We start from the raw sequence: 16517 nt of genomic DNA, 5'->3' as shown, positions 1-16517 counted from the left end.
CCCTCCAAAATGAAAAACCCTGCACACTCGCAGGGTCTCTCTTCGAATTTCAGATTCTGTCTACTCGGAGCCGCCCAGCGCTCCCGAAGCCTCCTGCGTCTTCGGGTGGAAATAGCTCTTGTCCCACAACGCGCGGTAGAACTGCCCCGTCAGCTCTGCGGCCTTGGGTCCAAAGGTTGGCCGTCCGCCCTCCAGGAAGAACACCGTCACAATCCGTCCATTGGGAGTGTCCGCATACGAGCCGAACCATCCAAACCGCGTTCCGTTGTTCGAGCAGGTCCCCGTCTTCCCCATCACAGGAAATTCGCTGAAGTTCGCTCGCAGCGACCGTGCCGTGCCATACATCACCGCGCCCTGCATCCCGTCGACAATCTCCGGAATCAGCGGAGCGATATTCAACTGGCGCTTCACCCGCGGCTGAAAGGCAGCAATGTCGATCCCGTTCTCCGGGTGCTGCAGATAATAGAGCGTTCCCCCGTTGGCAATCGCCGAGACAAGCGCACCCAGTTGCAGGGGGGTCATCGAAACGCTCTCGCCAAACGAGCACATCCTGCCTACGCCGCCCAGCTTCGCCGGCAGCACTTCGTCAGGATAAGTGCCCAGTTGCTCGCCCTGGATGTTGTATCCGGCCAGCTCACCCAGGCCAAACTGATTGGCGTAGTGCTTTACCCGCTCGAATCCAAGCGATCGGCCCAGCGTCTCAAAGTACGCATTGTTGGAATGAGCCAGGGCCTCTGTCAGGGTCAGCCGGTACCTTCCACCGAGATTGACCGGCGTATCCCGCTTGACGATTCCTTCTTCGAGAGCCGCCAGCGCGACCGTCAGCTTGATCGTCGAGCAGGGCTCGGCGCCACGCGAGAGAGCCAGTTTCTGGTTCACCATCGCCAGAATCCTCCCACTCGAAGGATCGATCGCCAGCGCGGTGCCGTTCATGTTCCCCAGCGCTTCGATCGCCGCCGCGCGAACAATCGGGTCTTCCCCGTCCGTCACATCTCCCAGCGTAAGGTTGTCGGCAAAGGAGCTCGCAGAGAAGCGTTCATAATAGCGGGTTCGGCGCACCGCAAGCTTGGTTCGTGCTCCACGCCGGCGTCCGGAGACAGTCTTCTTCACAACCTTCTTGCCGGCCCTCTTCGACGACGTGGTCGTCTTTTTCGCCGCCACACGGGTTGTCCCTGCGGAGTGATGCTTCACACTCCCCGAGGAGGTAATGGCCCACACCTCGCCCACTGAACCCATAACCAGGCTCAGAAGGACTCCACCGATAACCCTTACCCATTTAGACACCGGGCGCTCCTACACGTTCCAAACCGTAACCTGCAATCAAGTTGCCATCCTCTGGCAATAAACCTAAGAACATCTTAAAAGAATGCCCGTCACTCTAACATGCTACTTCCATGCTACGTCGCATCCGCAATCCTGCGGGGCAAAATCTAGTGTCCTCGCCTCAAAAAGGCGGGAATATCCAGCTCGTCCGGGTCCGCGGAATCGGCCTGCGCCACCACGGATCCACCGAACGGAGTGTGCGCGCCGGACTCCGCAACCGGAACATTTAATTGGGCGTTCTCCGACGGAGTGAAGTAGACACCTTCGCGCAGGCCCGTCTCCATTCGAACCGGTTCATGCGTTGCATGCGGAGCTGCCTGCCGCCCCTGCGTGCTCCGGAAGAAATCGTCGTCGAAGACCGACGCAGGAACCGGAACCAGCTGCGGCCTCTGCTCGGCGCCTGCTCCAGGCCCCCCTGCAACAGCCTCCGGTGCCGGGCTGGACTCACCACGCTCCGAGATCGCCGGGGCCGAAACCGGCCGCTGCACCTGATCGTCGCTCAGGAACCTCGCAGGGGTCGCACGCGACATCGAGATACGCGGCTCGATCGGAACATCGTACCGAACCGTAGGCAGGGTCGCCTCCGACAGCATCCGCTCGCGTCGCGCCGGCATCTCCTGCTGCTTGAACCCCGTAGCAATCACGGTGATCTTCACGTCTTCGCCCATCGTCTCGTCCTGCACGGCGCCGAAGATGATATTCGCATCCTCGTGCGCGGCGTTCTGGATGATCGTCGAGGCCTCGTTCACCTCGCTCAGCTTCAGATTGCTCGAGCCCGTGATGTTAATCAGAATTCCGCGCGCTCCATCGATCGCGCCCGACTCCAGCAGCGGCGAAGCCATGGCCGCCATCGCGGCTTCGACCGCACGGTTCTGCCCCGAGCGCATCGCCGTTCCCATCACGGCGTAGCCCATTCCCGCCATCGTCGTCTTCACGTCCGCGAAGTCGCGGTTGATCACGCCCGGAATCGTAATGATGTCCGAGATCCCCTGTACGCCCTGACGCAGCACGTCGTCGGCGATGCGGAAGCTCTCGAAGAACCCGGCGTCCTTTGCCACCGCCAGCAGCTTCTCGTTCGGGATCACGATGACCGTGTCCACCGATTCCAGCAGCTCCTGCATGCCGCGCTCGGCCTGCATCATGCGCCGCTTGCCCTCGAACCCGAACGGCCTCGTCACCACGGCAACCGTCAGCGCGCCCATCTCGCTGGCCAGCGAGGCGATCACCGGAGCCGCGCCCGTCCCTGTTCCTCCGCCCAGACCCGCCGTCACAAAGACCATGTCCGCGCCCTCGAGCGCCTCGATGATCTTGTCGGAATCCTCGAGCGCTGCCCGCCGGCCCACATCCGGATTCGCGCCCGCGCCCAGCCCGCTGGTCAGCTTCACCCCAAGCTGCAGCTTCACCGGGGCATTCGAGACCGTCAGCGCCTGCACATCCGTATTCGCCGCGATAAACTCGACGCCCTCGACCTTGGCCGCAATCATACGGTTGACAGCGTTGTTGCCGCCGCCGCCGACGCCAATCACCTTGATCTTCGCCCCGCGCGGGACCTCGTCGTGATAATGGATGCGGATGTCGTCTTCAGGCAGATTCGGCATAGATACAGTGCTCCTTCGCTAACCCAATTCTCACATCATCCCCACTTCGAAAACATCCACGTTTTCCACTCCCCGTACCATCGCTGGTTCAACTTCCGCGTGTCGCTCCTGCGAGCAGCCAGCAGTCTAGAAGCTTCCTGCAAAGATCGACTTCAGCTTCGACCGCAGCCCCTGTTCTTCGCTCGCCTTCCTCACCTGCGTCCGGTGGGTGTACAGCAGCATCCCGATCATCGCCGAGAACTCAGGCTTCGCCAGCTCCTCCGGCATGCGCGACAACGGCACCGGATATCCGATCCGCGCCGGGACCCGCAACAGACTCTCCGCGTTGTCCAGCAGACCGGAGATCAGCGAGCCTCCACCGGTGAAGACGCAGCCTGCTCCCAGCGCCTCCAGCACGCCTCCCTGCCGCAGGTTGTCGCGCATCATCGTAAACAGCTCTCTCGCCCGCGGCTCCAGGACCTCCGCCAGGAATCGCTGCCGCACCATCCGCGCCGGCTGCCCTCCCGAGATCGCAAGATCGCCGCCCACCTCGATCTCGTTCAGCTGGGGAACCGCCGTCACCACGCAATGGCCAAACGTCTTCTTCAGGTACTCGGCCTCTTCCACCGTCACATGCAGCCCAACCGCGAGATCGTTCGTGAAGTGATCGCCTCCGATCGGCAGCACCGCCGTGTGCGCCACCGAGCCCTCAAAGAACACCGCCAGCTCCGTCGTGCTCGATCCGATATCGGCGATGCACACACCCAGTTCGCGCTCATCGGCGGAGAGCACCGCCTCTGCCGACGCAATCCCCTCGTACACCGTGTCCGTCACCTCGAGCCCGGCGCGATTGGCGCACGTAATCACGCTCTGCGCCACGCCCCCCGAGCACGTGGACAGGTGCAGGTTCACCTCCAGCTTGTTCCCCACCATCCCGATCGGGTCATGAATCCCCGGCTGGTCGTCGAGGATGAACTCCTGCGGCAGAAGGTGCAGCACCTCACGATCCGCCGGAAGCGCCACGTTCCGCGCGCGGTCCACCGCCGCCCTCACCTCTTCGCGCGTGATCTCGCGCATCCGGCTTCCAAGGCTGATGCCTCCACGCGAGTTCATCCCGCGCACATGCGTCCCGCCAATCCCCACCACGGCCGTCTCAATCGCCGCCTTCGCCGTGCGCTCCGCCGTCAGCGCCGCGCGGTTGATCGCCTCGGCCGCCGGCCCCAGCTCCGCGATCAGCCCCTTGCGCATGCCCTTCGATGGCTCGACGCCGTGCCCGCGATAGCGCAGCACACCATCGTGCAGCTCCGCCACCAGCACGCAGCTCTTGGTGCTTCCTGCGTCCAGTACCGTTATCAGATTCTCCGGCTTCTGAGTCTTCATGAATGAGCCACCTGCGGCGGATGATACTTCACCTCTATACTCGAGCCCGGCCCTGCTTCCGTTGCTGATCTCTTCGGATGAACCCAAAACGACTCCCCATCTGCCTTCAACATCGGCGCCGGCGGTGCCGACGATTTGGTCTCCGTCACCCCACGCCTTACAGGAGCACCCGGCTTTGCAGCAGCACTCTTTTTCGCGGCCGGTTTCTTCCCTTTCGCGACTGGCTTTGCTACCGCCTTACTCTTCGGCGCACCATGCGTTCCCGCAGCCGTCCGGCTGCTCACCGCGCCCTTGTCATGCGGCGAACCTCCCGCTGCGGAGGCTATAGCAGGCTTGGCGACATCCGTCCCCGGAGCCTGCTGCTCTCCGACCACCGGAGCCGCCGTGCCCGGCTGCATCTCCAGAACCACCTGCCGCTCATACCGCATATCCACCGAGGCCAGGTGAGGATACAGCCTCCTCCACTCCGGAAGATGTTCCTCGAACTTCTTATACCGATCCAGGAAGTCGTCCTCGCCGAAGTGCACCATCACCTCGCCGCCCTTGTCCTGAACCACAGCCCGCACGTCCTCCGGGCTCGACAGGTCCACCTCGCTCAGCTTCTCCGAGATCTTCTCCCCGCCTCCGTCCAGATCGCTCGTGAACCGCTCATACAGCTTCATCCGCGCCGCCCGCAGCGACAACGGATCCTTCGCCTCCAGTCCCATCACCACCGGAAATGAGTAGTGCATCTTCCCGCGCGCATCCGTCGGCATGTCCAGCAGAACACCGCTCGTATCCACCAGCCCGATGCGATTTCCCTGCCGCACAAACGCTACCGGCGTCCGCTCCGTGACCGCCACGCGCAGCCGGTTCGGCAGCAGCCGCATCACCGTCGCATGCGCCACCCACGGCAGCTCCTCCAACTCGGCCTTCCGCTCCGTCAGCGGAACCCGAAAGATGTTGCGCTCAATATCCTCTCCAAAAAGGCTCACCAGCTGCCCCCGGCTCACATGCGCGTTGCCCTCGGTCTCGATAGCCGTCGCCGAGGAGATCATGAACCGCTCATCGTGCAGAATCGCGTTCCGAGCCAGCATCCACAGCGCCGCACATAGACCCGCAACCGTCAGCACTGCGGCAACCGCCGCGAACTTCCCTCCCCGCGATCGGGGAAGCCCACCGCGCAGCTTGACCCGCACGCCGTTCTGCCGCCTCCGTGCCGGCAGCGCGTCGTCTTCGAACTCGTCTTCGTAGTCTGTAAACTCGCGGGCCATCATCCTCTTCGGCGCAGACGATTCTCTTCGAGGCCGGACCTCCTCCGAAGCAGACAAAGGCTCCGGCGCCTCCAGCACCGCCGTTCCGCGCTTCGAAGATTCGTCACCACTTCGCAAACCCGAGCAGGGCCGCGAGAATCGCCATTTTGACTATATCCCGCAATCCCGCCCCTCTCGCCTGTCAAACTTTATGCTTGTACCCTTTCAGGAACTCACCCCGCTGTCTCTCCCACCTTTCTGCTATGCCGTGGGTAAGACCTGTGCTAAAAGCCAGCCACACCGGCTCGTTCCTGCAACCGAGGGCTACTCTCCCAACCGGGCTACTCTTCCAACCGCTCCAGCAGCATCCCGGCCGCCTGGGAGACACTGCCCGCGCCCATCGTCACGATCACGTCCCCCTCCCGTGCCTCCCGCGCCAACGCCTCCACTGCCTCCGCCATCGACCCCGCGTACTCCACACCCTCGCGCCCAACCGCATTTGCCAGCGCCTCTCCGCTCACACCCGCAATCGGCGCCTCGCTCGCCGCGTAAATATCCAGAATCTCCACCCGGTCCGCATCTCCAAACGAGTCCGCGAACTCCCGCATCAGCTCCCTGGTCCGCGAATAGCGATGCGGCTGAAACAGCACCAGAACCCTGCCGTAGCCGCACTCCCGGGCCGCCCTCAGCGTGGCCAGAACCTCCGTCGGATGATGTCCATAGTCGTCCACCACCGTCACCCCGCGCACGGTCCCCTTCACCTGAAATCTGCGCTCCACTCCGCGAAACCCGTCCAGTCCCACCACAATCTGCTCCGGCGCTACCCCCAGCAGCATTCCAATCGCCACCGCCGCCGTCGCGTTCATCACGTTGTGCTTTCCCGGAACATGCAGTGCAAACGGGCCCAGCACCGCCCCCCGGTACCCCACCTCAAAGCGCGAAAAGCCCTGCCCGTTTTTCTCCAGCATCGTCACGCGAAAGTCCGCCTCCCCGCTCTCTCCATACGTGTAGAGTCGCCGTCTCACCTTCGGCAGAACCCCTCGCAGCAAGCCGTCGTCCACGCAGGCCACCGCCGCCCCATAGAACGGAACCCTGTCCATGAACTCCACAAATGCGGACTCCACGTCCGCCATATCCCGGTAACAGTCCATGTGCTCCCGGTCCAGGTTCGTCACTACTCCCAGCACCGGCGACAGCTTCAGAAACGACCGGTCGCTCTCGTCGGCCTCCGCCACAAGGTAGCGGGAGTTTCCCAGCCGCGCATTCGACCCCAGCGCATTCACCCGTCCGCCCACCACCACCGTCGGGTCCAGCCCCCCTGCCGCCAGCACCGACGCCACCATGCTCGTCGTCGTCGTCTTGCCGTGCATGCCCGCCACGGCGATCCCATACTTCAGCCGCATCAGCTCCGCCAGCATCTCCGCCCGCTGGATCACCGGAATCTTCTGCGCCCGTGCCTCCAGAACCTCCGGGTTGCCGGCGCTCACCGCCGAGCTCGTCACCACCACATCGCTGCCCGCGGCATTTGCCGCCGCGTGCCCCTCGAAGACGCGCGCCCCCAGGCCCACCAGCCGCTCCGTCACCGCCGACCGCCGCAGGTCGCTCCCCGAGACCGTATACCCCATGGTCAGCAGAATCTCCGCGATCCCGCTCATCCCGATGCCGCCAATCCCAATAAAATGAATACGAAGCGAGGGCGCAAAGAAAAGAGGAGCAGGGGGAGCAACAGTGACAGTCATGAATCCACTCTAGCAGCGCGCCCTGCGCATCCAGCGAAGCCCTTCGGAACCCAAAACTACCCCCTCGACCACAAACTCTACCCCTTGGGGTGTCCTCCTGAGCGAAGCCACGCATCTACCCCCCTCGGGGTGTCATCCTGAGCGAAGCCACGCAGTGGCGGAGTCGAAGGATCTGCGGTTCCTCTCCATTCCGCAAATACGCCCCTGAGAAAACACCCCAGAATCATTAAAAGAAAGACACTGAATCCTCATTCACATGACGCAACCAAACCTTACAATTAGGGTCTAAACTACTGAGTGCCTGATCCGCATGGCAAAACGGGCAGGAACCTCAGCCGATCATCCGCGAAACCCCGCGCGTTTGGGCAAAAACGAAGGATCTTCGGCGAAGGCAGGCAATGAACCTCTCCCGCAAAATTCGAATCTCTCTTCGAAACTCTCTAGGAACGGCCGTACTCGGAACAGCAGTCTTCGCCGGCGCAGCATTCTTCTTCGCTACGCCCGCTCAGGCACGAGTCTTCGTCTCGGTTGCAATTGCTCCTCCCGCAATCCCCGTCTATGCTCAGCCTGCCATGCCAGGCGATGGTTACATCTGGACCCCGGGCTACTGGGCCTGGACCGGAGAGGGCTATGAATGGGTTCAAGGTGCCTGGGTTCAGCCGCCTTACGTCGGTGCGCTCTGGACTCCCGGCTACTGGGGTTATGGCACAGGCGGCTATCTCTGGAACGCCGGTTACTGGGGTCAGAATATCGGCTACTACGGCGGCATCAACTATGGCTTCGGCTACTTCGGCGTAGGCTTCTACGGCGGCTACTGGGGTGGCGGACGCTTCTGGTACAACCGCTGCTATAACACCTTCGGTCCTGGATTCCGTGGCGGCTACGTCTACAACCGGCCTTACGCCGGACACTTCGATGGACGCCCCGGCGGGTCGAGCTGGGCGAACCGCGGCAACTTCGCCGGAAATCGCGGCTCGTACTACAACAACCGTGGCAACAGCTTCGGACAAAGCAGCCGGAATGGCTTCGGAAACTTCCGCGGAGCCACAAACGTCTCGACGGGCCGCAGCAACTACGGCGGGATGGGTGCAAATGGCCGCGGCAACTTCCAGGGAGCCAACGGCGTCCAGCAGCGCAACTTTGCCGGTTCGAGCCAGAACCTCGGCAACCGCAGCTTCTCCAACCCCGGCCAGAGCTTTGGAAATCGTGGAGGCCTCTCCAGCGCCCAGGCCCGGCCCAGCTTCGGAGGTAACTCCGGTGGCTTCCGTGGCAACAGCGCCGGTAACTTCAGCGGCGGTTCCCGTGGCGGATTCCGTGGCGGCGGTGGCGGCGGATTCCGTGGCGGCGGTGGCGGCGGTGGATCCCGCGGCGGCGGCGGCGGTGGCGGACGTCGCTAAACCACGATCCTCCAGATAAATCCTTGCGGGCTGAGACAAAAATCTCAGCCCGCTTTCTTGGTCCGCCTTGCCTCCCCAAAACCTCCCCACGGCCGTCATTCTGAGCCGAAGGCGAAGAATCCCAGTATTTCTTTGCAGGATCTCAGAAGCGAAAGCTCAAACCGGCCTCGCGAAAGACACCGCTTTATCCTCTAGCCTGTATCTCCAGCCTTCGCCTACCCTTGCTCGCCACACTTTCGGAATGCGCCCATCTTCATCCGCGCATCGTTGGCTAAGCACGGGCAACCTGTCGGCCATGCGTCTCTCAACAACCCAAGCCCCCCAAAAGTGTCCTCTCGACCGAAGGCCCGCAGGGCCGAAGTGGAGAGACCTGCGTCTCACCACTCTCAATCCAGGCACTGAGAACGGGAGCGCCGTGTGCCCATCTTCGCGACAGTTTTATCGTCGCTAAGGGTGGGGCATTCGAGCGAAGCTCGACCCGCCTTGCCTCCCCAAAACCTCCCCCACGGCCGTCATTCTGAGCCGAAGGCGAAGAATCCCAGTATCTCTTTTGCAGGATCTCGGAAGCGAAAGCTCAAATCGGCCTTGGGAAAGACACCGCTCTATCCTCTAGCCAAGGTGCCTATCTCCAGCCCTTCGCCTACCTTTGCTCGCCACACTTTCGAATGCCCTCATCTTCATCCGTCCCACAAACGCATCGTTGGCTAAGCACGGCAACCTGTCGGCCTTGCGTCTCTCAACAACCAAGCCCCCAAAAGTGTCATCTCGACCGAAGGCCGGCAGGGCCGAAGTAGAGAGACCTGCGTCTCACCACGCTCAAACCGCGGAATACCCTTCCCAGGCAACAACTCGAGCCAGAAACGCGCCATAAAAACCTGTCAAGACCTTATCCCACGCAACTACCAGAAAACAGGACACATAAAGTGGTAATAAATCACTTGACGCACATGTTAATTTGGCGTAGGCTTTATTTATGAATGAGCTACGCACATTACAGCAAGCGATTGTGTACTTTAGCGATGCTGACCGTGCTTTTCAGTACGCTTTGAACTTCCGTTGGCCAGACGGTCTGGTTTCCTGCCCCCGTTGCGGTTCTGAGAAGCATTCCTTCATCAAAACTCGCCGGATTTGGTTCTGCTACGGCTGCGATAAGCAGTTCTCTCTCAAGGTTGGGACAATCTTTGAAGATTCCGCCATCACCCTTGATAAATGGATGCTGGCAATGTGGATGCTGGCGAACTGCCGTAATGGCGTTAGCTCCTATGAACTGGGAAGGACAATAGGCGTCACGCAGAGAAGTGCATGGTTTATGCTCCACCGCATCCGCGAAGCAATGAAGGACGATAAAGCCTCCAAGATGGGCAGCAATGAAGGCGGAGAGGTTGAAGTAGATGAGGCTTATGTCGGCGCAAAGGTGAAGAACATGCACCATAGCCGCAAGGTCAAAATACAGAACGAACTATCGAAAGTTCCGGCATGGAAAAATACGACTCGCTACGCTGGCAAGACGCCCGTGATGGGAATATTTGACCGCACCAGCCGTGAGGTTAGAGCTAAGGTTGTTCCCAACACCCGCCGCGAGACTTTGCAGAAAGAGATTCTTAACGGTATCAACTTCGGCTCACGTATCTATACCGATCAGGCTGTAGCGTATGACGGGCTGAAAGCCAAATACGTCCATGAAACGGTCAACCATGCTGACGAATACGTCCGTGGTCAGGTACATACAAACTGCCTTGAAAACTTCTGGTCGCTGATGAAGCGAAATCTGGCAGGAACCTATGTTGCAGTAGAACCGTTCCACCTTGACCGCTATTTGGATGAACAGATGTTCCGCTTCAACAATCGCCAGAACAAGACGGACGTACAGCGTTTCAACAAGGCCCTATCGCAGGTGGCAGGCAAGCGGCTTACATACGATGAGCTGACCGGCGCTGGCAGTGCTACCTCACACTGAGTGGCGGCAAGGACGCGGGAAACGTAAGCACTAGTCCTTGCTGGCTTTCTTCGCCTTACGCTCTGGCTTTGCCTTGGATTTAACGGTAGATTTAGGGGCACGAAATAGCTTAGTCGCCAACTTCTCGAATCGCTCTTTTGCTTCCGGGCCTTCGTGGTATTCGTGTTTCATAATGTCCTCAAAGAATAAGAATAAACAAGCTATAGATCCAACCAACAAGGCCGACGGTTGCGGCAATGGCACCGGCACGCTCTCTCCTGCACCTACGAAGGTTGAACCATCCCCAAGACAGACAGATGAACGAAGCAGCGGCAATGAAAATTCCACTCCAACGTGGAAGATATGGGTAGAGTCTTGACGCTTGCAGGGGTAGCTGTTGCTGCTGTTTGTGCTTCTGTTCAGGCTTCTCAATCTAAAGAGAGTGTTCAAGCGGTAAGGGATCAGACCGCTTCCCAAAATAGGCCTTGGGTTGGAGTTGACACAAAAGGATCGTCTTTCGACCAACCCATCGACGGGCAGCCACTTAAATGGCAGATTTACTTTCGCAATACCGGTGGAGGTCCTGCGCTTAATGCGCGTTGGCACCTTATCGTGGATGTCGCCGAGAATGATTCTTACAATATGAGTGCGTTCCAAAACAGAGTTGAGAATTTGGTCACCGATCAAACGCAATTCACCCTCTTCCCGGGAGAAGAACTCCCGAACATCGACAAGGGGGTTATGTTCCTTAAACTGGGTACGAACGAGCGTATTAAATCCTACGAGAATAGGGTCATCATTGGAGGAAAGGTTACCTACAAAGACCAATTTGGAAAACCTCACATCACCATATTCTGTCGCCTGTACAACCCGCCTCGTGCCAATTCGTCCGGCGGGTTGAGCACATGCAAGGACTTCAAAGAAACAGCAAACTAAAGCAAGAACACACACTGCCCTGTCACGGTAAGTCATACGTTACCGCCTCCATGCATGTGCGTCAAGTGATTTATTACCCATAAAGTTGCCGATTAGATCCACTCCATCGCGTACCCTGAAAGTAGGGCATTCAAAGTCGGCGACCAAAAGAAAACAAAATAAGCCCCATAGAATCAATATTTTGACCCTTAACCCATCTCTTATCAATATTTTGCGAGACGAAAAACGCTTAAGTCAATGAAAACAGAATACTTATAGAAACAAGGGGAGGGGGTCCTAGGAAGCCAGCCCAGCCGCGATTCCGGCGATCTCCCGAACTGCACCCGGGTGGGCCAGGGCCCGCGCCCGCTGTCCCATCTCGATGCGCCGCCGATCGTCTGCCAGCAGTCCGGAGAGCACCCCAAGCAGCCGCTCCTCGGTCAGCTCCGCCTCAACGATCAGCTCCGCGGCTCCCGCAGCCACAAACGCCTCGGCGTTCTTCCGTTGGTGATCGTCGGCAGCCTGGGGAAACGGAATCAGCACCGCCGCTCGTCCCGCAGCCGCAACCTCGGCGACCGAGCTCGCTCCGCCGCGACACAAGATCAGATCCGCCGCAGCAAACTCCGCCGCCATGTCGTCGAGATAAGGAGTCACAGTTAATCGTTCGAAGCCAATACCAGCGTGCACATACGCGGCAGAGGTGGTCTGTCCGTGTCGTGCGCCCGTCTGATGAACGACGGTCAACTCAGGAAACTTCTTGAGCAGTCGTCCCATGATCTTCGGCATCGTCTCATTCAGCACGCGTGCCCCCTGGCTCGCGCCGAAGACAAGCAGTCGCTTCGGCTGTCCCGCAATCTTCGGAGCGATTGCGAAAAACTCCGGCCGCACCGGCGTTCCCGTCACCCGGGCATTGCGAAAGTACTTCGTTGTCTCTTCAAGATTCACCGCCGCGGCGTTTACGTGCTTGCCCACCAGCCGGTTCGCTAATCCCGGAACCGCGTTCGGCTCAAAGGCCAGCGTCGGAACCCGCAGCAGGATCGCAGCCATCATCGCCGGCCCCGAGGCATACCCTCCAACCCCGACGACGACGTTCGGACGAAAACTTCGCAGCAGCTCGACACAGCGCAGAACTCCGAGTGGAAGATCGAAGATGGTCCGCGCCCGCGTCGCCAGGCTCACATTCTTGAGCTGACCGACCTTGATCAGCTCCAACGGAAAACCGGCCTCGGGAACCAGCCGGGTCTCAAGTCCTCGCGCCGTTCCGACGAAGCGCACCTCGGCGCCGTGGGTATCGCGAAGCTCCCGCGCAATCGCGAGAGCCGGAACCACGTGTCCTCCGGTTCCGCCTCCTGCAATCAGCACTCGCAGAGCCTCCGCCACCTCAGTCGATCTCGCGAGTGACGTTCAGCAGAACGCCCATACTCGCCAGCATCACGAACAGCGACGTTCCACCGAAGGAGATAAACGGAAGCGTAATGCCTTTGGTCGGAAGCAGAGCAATGACAACGCTCATATTGAAGAACGCCTGGATCAGCACCGTCGACGTAATTCCAAACGCCAGGAAACGCGCAAACGGATCGGTAGAGAGATAAGCCGCACGCAAACCGCGATATCCGAGAGCGATAAACAGCACGATGATCAGCACCGCGCCGATCAGACCAAGCTCTTCGCAGACGTTTGCGAAGATAAAGTCGGTGTGCGGCTCCGGAAGATAGAACAGCTTCTGTCGCCCTTCCATCAATCCCAGACCGTGCAGACCACCGGTTCCCACGGCGATCAGCGACTGCAGGATGTGGAAGCCGGTTCCGCGCGGATCGGCCTCGGGGTTCACGAACGCCAGCATTCGCGCCCTCCGCCACGGCACACGGAACAACATGTAGTAAAGAACCGGCGCCGAGCACAACAGGCCGATTCCAAGATACTTGACCTGCATCCCCGCCAGATACAGCATCAGCGCCGTCACCGCGGCGCAGACCATCGCGGTTCCCAGGTCAGGCTCCTTCAGGATCAGCGCAACGAACAGCAGCGGCGGAAGCGCAGCGCGAAGGATCGTGCCGCGCCAGTCTTCCATCTTGTGGATTCGCGTCTGCAGAAAGTACGCGAGAAACAACACCAGCGTAGGTTTCGCCAGTTCGGACGGCTGAAAGCTTGCAAACCCGAAGCGGAACCAGCGATGCGTATTATGCGAATCGCGCATCGCGAAGACGCCAAGCAGCAGCACCATGGTGACGGCCACCGCTGTAAAGACAAATTTGGAATTGTTATAGCGGCGATAGTCCACCCGCATCAACAGCGCCAGCGCGATCATCCCCATCACCGCCCACATGCCCTGCCTGAGCATGTAGGGATAAGGCGATCCCGTCTGCGCCTTCGCCATGACGGCCGACGCGGAAAAGACCATCACCAGGCCAAACAGCACCAGCAGCAGCACCACTCCGAAGAGCCACTTGTCCACTCCAACTCTCTTCGCCATGCCTGCACTTCCTGCTGCTAACTCAATTCGTGGACGAGCTTCCGGAAGGTTCGCCCACGGTGCTCATAGTTCTCAAACTGATCGAAGCTCGAACACGCCGGAGCCAGAAGAACCACATCACCGGGGACTGCAGCCTTTTGGGCCTCGCGAATGGCCACGTCCATCGTTCCCGCTCCCACCATCTTCACGACTCCGTGCAGCTCGCGCTCAATCTTTTCCGCGGCTGAACCAATCGTATAAACAGCCTTGACCCGTTGCCGGAGCAGCGGGCCGAGCAAGGTATAGTCCGAATCCTTGTCCTTCCCTCCGAGGATCAGGTGAATCCGTCCAGGAAACGCTTCAATCGCCTTCATCGCCGCGTCCACGTTCGTCGCCTTCGAATCGTTGAAATATTCGACTCCCTGTACGGTGCTGACGAACTCCAGCCGATGCTCGACTGCCTTGAAACCTGCAACCGAACGACGAATCGTCTCCGCGGGGACTCCGGCGAGACGAGCCGCACACACAGCGGCCAGCACATTCTCCACATTGTGCGCGCCCTTCAGCGATATCTCCGCGACCGGCATCACCGGCTCGGCCTTCGCCCCCTCACGAGGAACGAACACAATGCTCTCCCCGTGAACGAATGCTCCCTGCTTGATCGGCCTGCGCGAGCTGAACCAGAAGATCTGCGCCTTCGTCTTTGCCGCCACCATCTGCGTAGGCTTGTCCTCGGCATTCAGCACCAGAAAGTCCTCAGCCCGCTGCTGTTCCGTTATGCGAGCCTTCATCGCAGCATAGTTTTCGAAGTTTCCATGCCGGTCCAGATGATCGGGAGTAATGTTGAGTACCACTGCGATCCATGGCCGGAACTGCTCAATGGTCTCCAACTGAAAGCTCGAAATCTCGAGCACGCTCACGGTCTCGTCCGTGCTCTTCGAAACCAGCTCGATCAGGGGCGTTCCAATATTTCCACCGACTAATGTCTCTCGACCGCCTTCGGCAAGAATCCTGCCGACCAGCGTCGTTGTCGTGGTCTTCCCATTCGATCCGGTGATGGCAAGAATTCGTCCCTTCAGAAACCGGCTGGCGAGCTCGATCTCGCCGATCACAGGCATCCCGTAGCCGATGACCTGTTTCACCTCGGGTGTGTCGAGCGGAACGCCCGGAGAGATTACGATCAGGTCCTGACGGCGGAAGGTCAACAGGCCATGGCCTCCGCTCTCCACCATGATTCCAGCATCGAGCAGGGCGGGAATCTCGTTCGCCAACGCGACCGCGCTGCGCGCATCGCTGACTGTAACCCGCGCCCCCTGCTGGCGCAGAAACATTGCGGCAGCAATCCCTGACTTCCCCAGTCCCACCACCAGTACGCGTTTATTCTTCAGTTCCATAGGCGCTTCCAATCAGACCACAGCCGTTACCGCAACTTCAATGTTGTAAGCGCAAGCAGCGCGAAGATCAGCGCCACAATCCAGAACCGCGCAATCACCTTCGACTCGGACCAGCCAAGAAGCTCGAAGTGATGGTGTAACGGAGCCATCTTGAAGATGCGCTTCCCGTTGCGCAACTTGTAGCTGCCAACCTGCAGCATGACGCTAAGCGCCTCAAGAATGAACACACCGCCGATGAAGGGCAGAAGCAGCTCCTGCTTGATGGCAACCGCAACCGTTCCGATGGCGCCGCCCAGCGCAAGACTTCCCACATCGCCCATGAAGATCTCAGCCGGGTGCGCGTTGTACCAGAGGAATCCGATACTCGCGCCCACCATGGCCCCGCAGAAGACGGTCAGCTCACTCACCATGGGCATGCGCTGCAGTTCAAGATAGTCGGAGAAGACGACATGGCCGCTGACGTAGGTCAGCACGGTAAGGGCTCCCGCAGCGATGATGGTGCATCCGATGGCGAGCCCGTCGAGTCCGTCGGTCAGATTGACGGCGTTGCTCGCGCCAGCGATCACGATCATCACAAACACCACAAACGGCAGGAAGGCCAGCCAGTGCAGATGCGGAATCTGCCCCAGCCACTCCCAGACCAGGTCGGGGCGGAAACGCTTGAAAAACGGGAACATCAACTTGGTGGAGTAGTTACCATGGCTCTGTAGATGCAGCAGAGCGATCGCAACTCCTGCACTCACGAGCATCTGCAAGCTGAGCTTCGCCCGCGCGGTAAGACCGAGGTTGCGGCGATGAATCACCTTGATGTAGTCGTCCGCAAAGCCAATCGCGCCAAAGGCCAGCGTCGAAAGCATCACCAGCCACACAAACGGATTTGAAAGATCGGACCACAACAGCGTGGGCACCAGGATGGAAATGCAGATCAGCACGCCGCCCATGGTTGGCGTCCCGCTTTTTTTCTGATGCGATTGCGGTCCTTCTTCGCGGATGTATTGCCCAATCTGGAACTCGCGCAGCCTCTCAATGACATAAGGGCCGATCAGCAGGCCAATCAGCAGCGCCGTCAGGCTCGCAAACACTGTCCGAAACGTGAGATAGCGAAAGATGCGAAACAGGCGAAAGTAGGGGAAGAGCTTCTGATACAGCAGCCAATAGAGCAAAACGTCCGC

The 16517-nt window shown here is 59.8% G+C and carries 12 protein-coding genes; 2 read left to right on the top strand and 10 right to left on the bottom strand.

The window, feature by feature from the left end; translation table 11 throughout:
* Positions 1–60: 60 nt before the first annotated feature.
* The 5 genes from BDD14_RS21020 to murC all read right to left on the bottom strand — a co-directional run bounded on the left by BDD14_RS21020 (position 61) and on the right by murC (position 7251).
* The gene (locus BDD14_RS21020; protein ID WP_242618094.1) at positions 61–1284 is read right to left on the bottom strand and encodes a penicillin-binding transpeptidase domain-containing protein; all 1224 of its coding nucleotides are present in this window, start codon (positions 1282–1284) and stop codon (positions 61–63) included.
* A 146-nt stretch (positions 1285–1430) separates the two neighbouring features.
* Positions 1431–2921: a cell division protein FtsZ gene (gene ftsZ / locus BDD14_RS21015; RefSeq protein ID WP_130420933.1), complete on the bottom strand. Its 1491-nt coding sequence runs from the start codon at positions 2919–2921 to the stop codon at positions 1431–1433.
* A 126-nt stretch (positions 2922–3047) separates the two neighbouring features.
* Positions 3048–4280 carry a cell division protein FtsA gene (gene ftsA / locus BDD14_RS21010; protein WP_130420931.1) on the bottom strand — a complete coding sequence of 411 codons (1233 nt, stop codon included), beginning with the start codon at positions 4278–4280 and terminating at the stop codon, positions 3048–3050.
* Complete coding sequence (locus BDD14_RS21005) at positions 4277–5590, bottom strand: cell division protein FtsQ/DivIB (RefSeq protein ID WP_242618093.1); 1314 nt, start codon at positions 5588–5590, stop codon at positions 4277–4279. The genes ftsA and BDD14_RS21005 overlap by 4 nt, the downstream gene beginning before the upstream one ends.
* Before the next feature lie 263 nt (positions 5591–5853).
* Positions 5854–7251 carry a UDP-N-acetylmuramate--L-alanine ligase gene (murC, locus tag BDD14_RS21000; protein ID WP_130420929.1) on the bottom strand — a complete coding sequence of 466 codons (1398 nt, stop codon included), beginning with the start codon at positions 7249–7251 and terminating at the stop codon, positions 5854–5856.
* Between the two features lie 398 nt (positions 7252–7649).
* On the opposite strand from murC, the gene BDD14_RS20995 reads away from it, so the two are divergent.
* A complete protein-coding gene (locus BDD14_RS20995; protein WP_130420927.1) occupies positions 7650–8648 on the top strand; it encodes a YXWGXW repeat-containing protein in 999 nt (332 codons plus the stop codon).
* Between the two features lie 973 nt (positions 8649–9621).
* Positions 9622–10605 (top strand): IS1595 family transposase, encoded by a 984-nt coding sequence (locus BDD14_RS20990; protein ID WP_130420925.1) that lies wholly within the window; start codon positions 9622–9624, stop codon positions 10603–10605.
* Positions 10606–10635: 30 nt separating this feature from the next.
* On the opposite strand, the gene BDD14_RS20985 is transcribed toward BDD14_RS20990, so the two are convergent.
* The 5 genes from BDD14_RS20985 to mraY form a co-directional block, all read right to left on the bottom strand.
* On the bottom strand, positions 10636–11556 hold the full coding sequence (locus tag BDD14_RS20985; RefSeq protein ID WP_130420923.1) for a hypothetical protein: 921 nt from the start codon (positions 11554–11556) through the stop codon (positions 10636–10638).
* 240 nt (positions 11557–11796) lie between these two features.
* On the bottom strand, positions 11797–12861 hold the full coding sequence (gene murG / locus BDD14_RS20980) for an undecaprenyldiphospho-muramoylpentapeptide beta-N-acetylglucosaminyltransferase (RefSeq protein ID WP_341273316.1): 1065 nt from the start codon (positions 12859–12861) through the stop codon (positions 11797–11799).
* 19 nt (positions 12862–12880) lie between these two features.
* The gene (gene ftsW, locus BDD14_RS20975; RefSeq protein WP_130420921.1) at positions 12881–13972 is read right to left on the bottom strand and encodes a putative lipid II flippase FtsW; all 1092 of its coding nucleotides are present in this window, start codon (positions 13970–13972) and stop codon (positions 12881–12883) included.
* A 17-nt stretch (positions 13973–13989) separates the two neighbouring features.
* The gene (gene murD, locus BDD14_RS20970) at positions 13990–15345 is read right to left on the bottom strand and encodes a UDP-N-acetylmuramoyl-L-alanine--D-glutamate ligase (protein ID WP_130420919.1); all 1356 of its coding nucleotides are present in this window, start codon (positions 15343–15345) and stop codon (positions 13990–13992) included.
* Between the two features lie 26 nt (positions 15346–15371).
* Positions 15372–16508 carry a phospho-N-acetylmuramoyl-pentapeptide-transferase gene (gene mraY / locus BDD14_RS20965; RefSeq protein WP_130420917.1) on the bottom strand — a complete coding sequence of 379 codons (1137 nt, stop codon included), beginning with the start codon at positions 16506–16508 and terminating at the stop codon, positions 15372–15374.
* Positions 16509–16517: the final 9 nt, after the last annotated feature.

The sequence above is a fragment of the Edaphobacter modestus genome (genome assembly GCF_004217555.1).
In the GTDB taxonomy this organism is placed as follows: Bacteria; Acidobacteriota; Terriglobia; order Terriglobales; family Acidobacteriaceae; genus Edaphobacter; species Edaphobacter modestus.
This window is presented reverse-complemented; position numbering and strand designations above follow the sequence as displayed.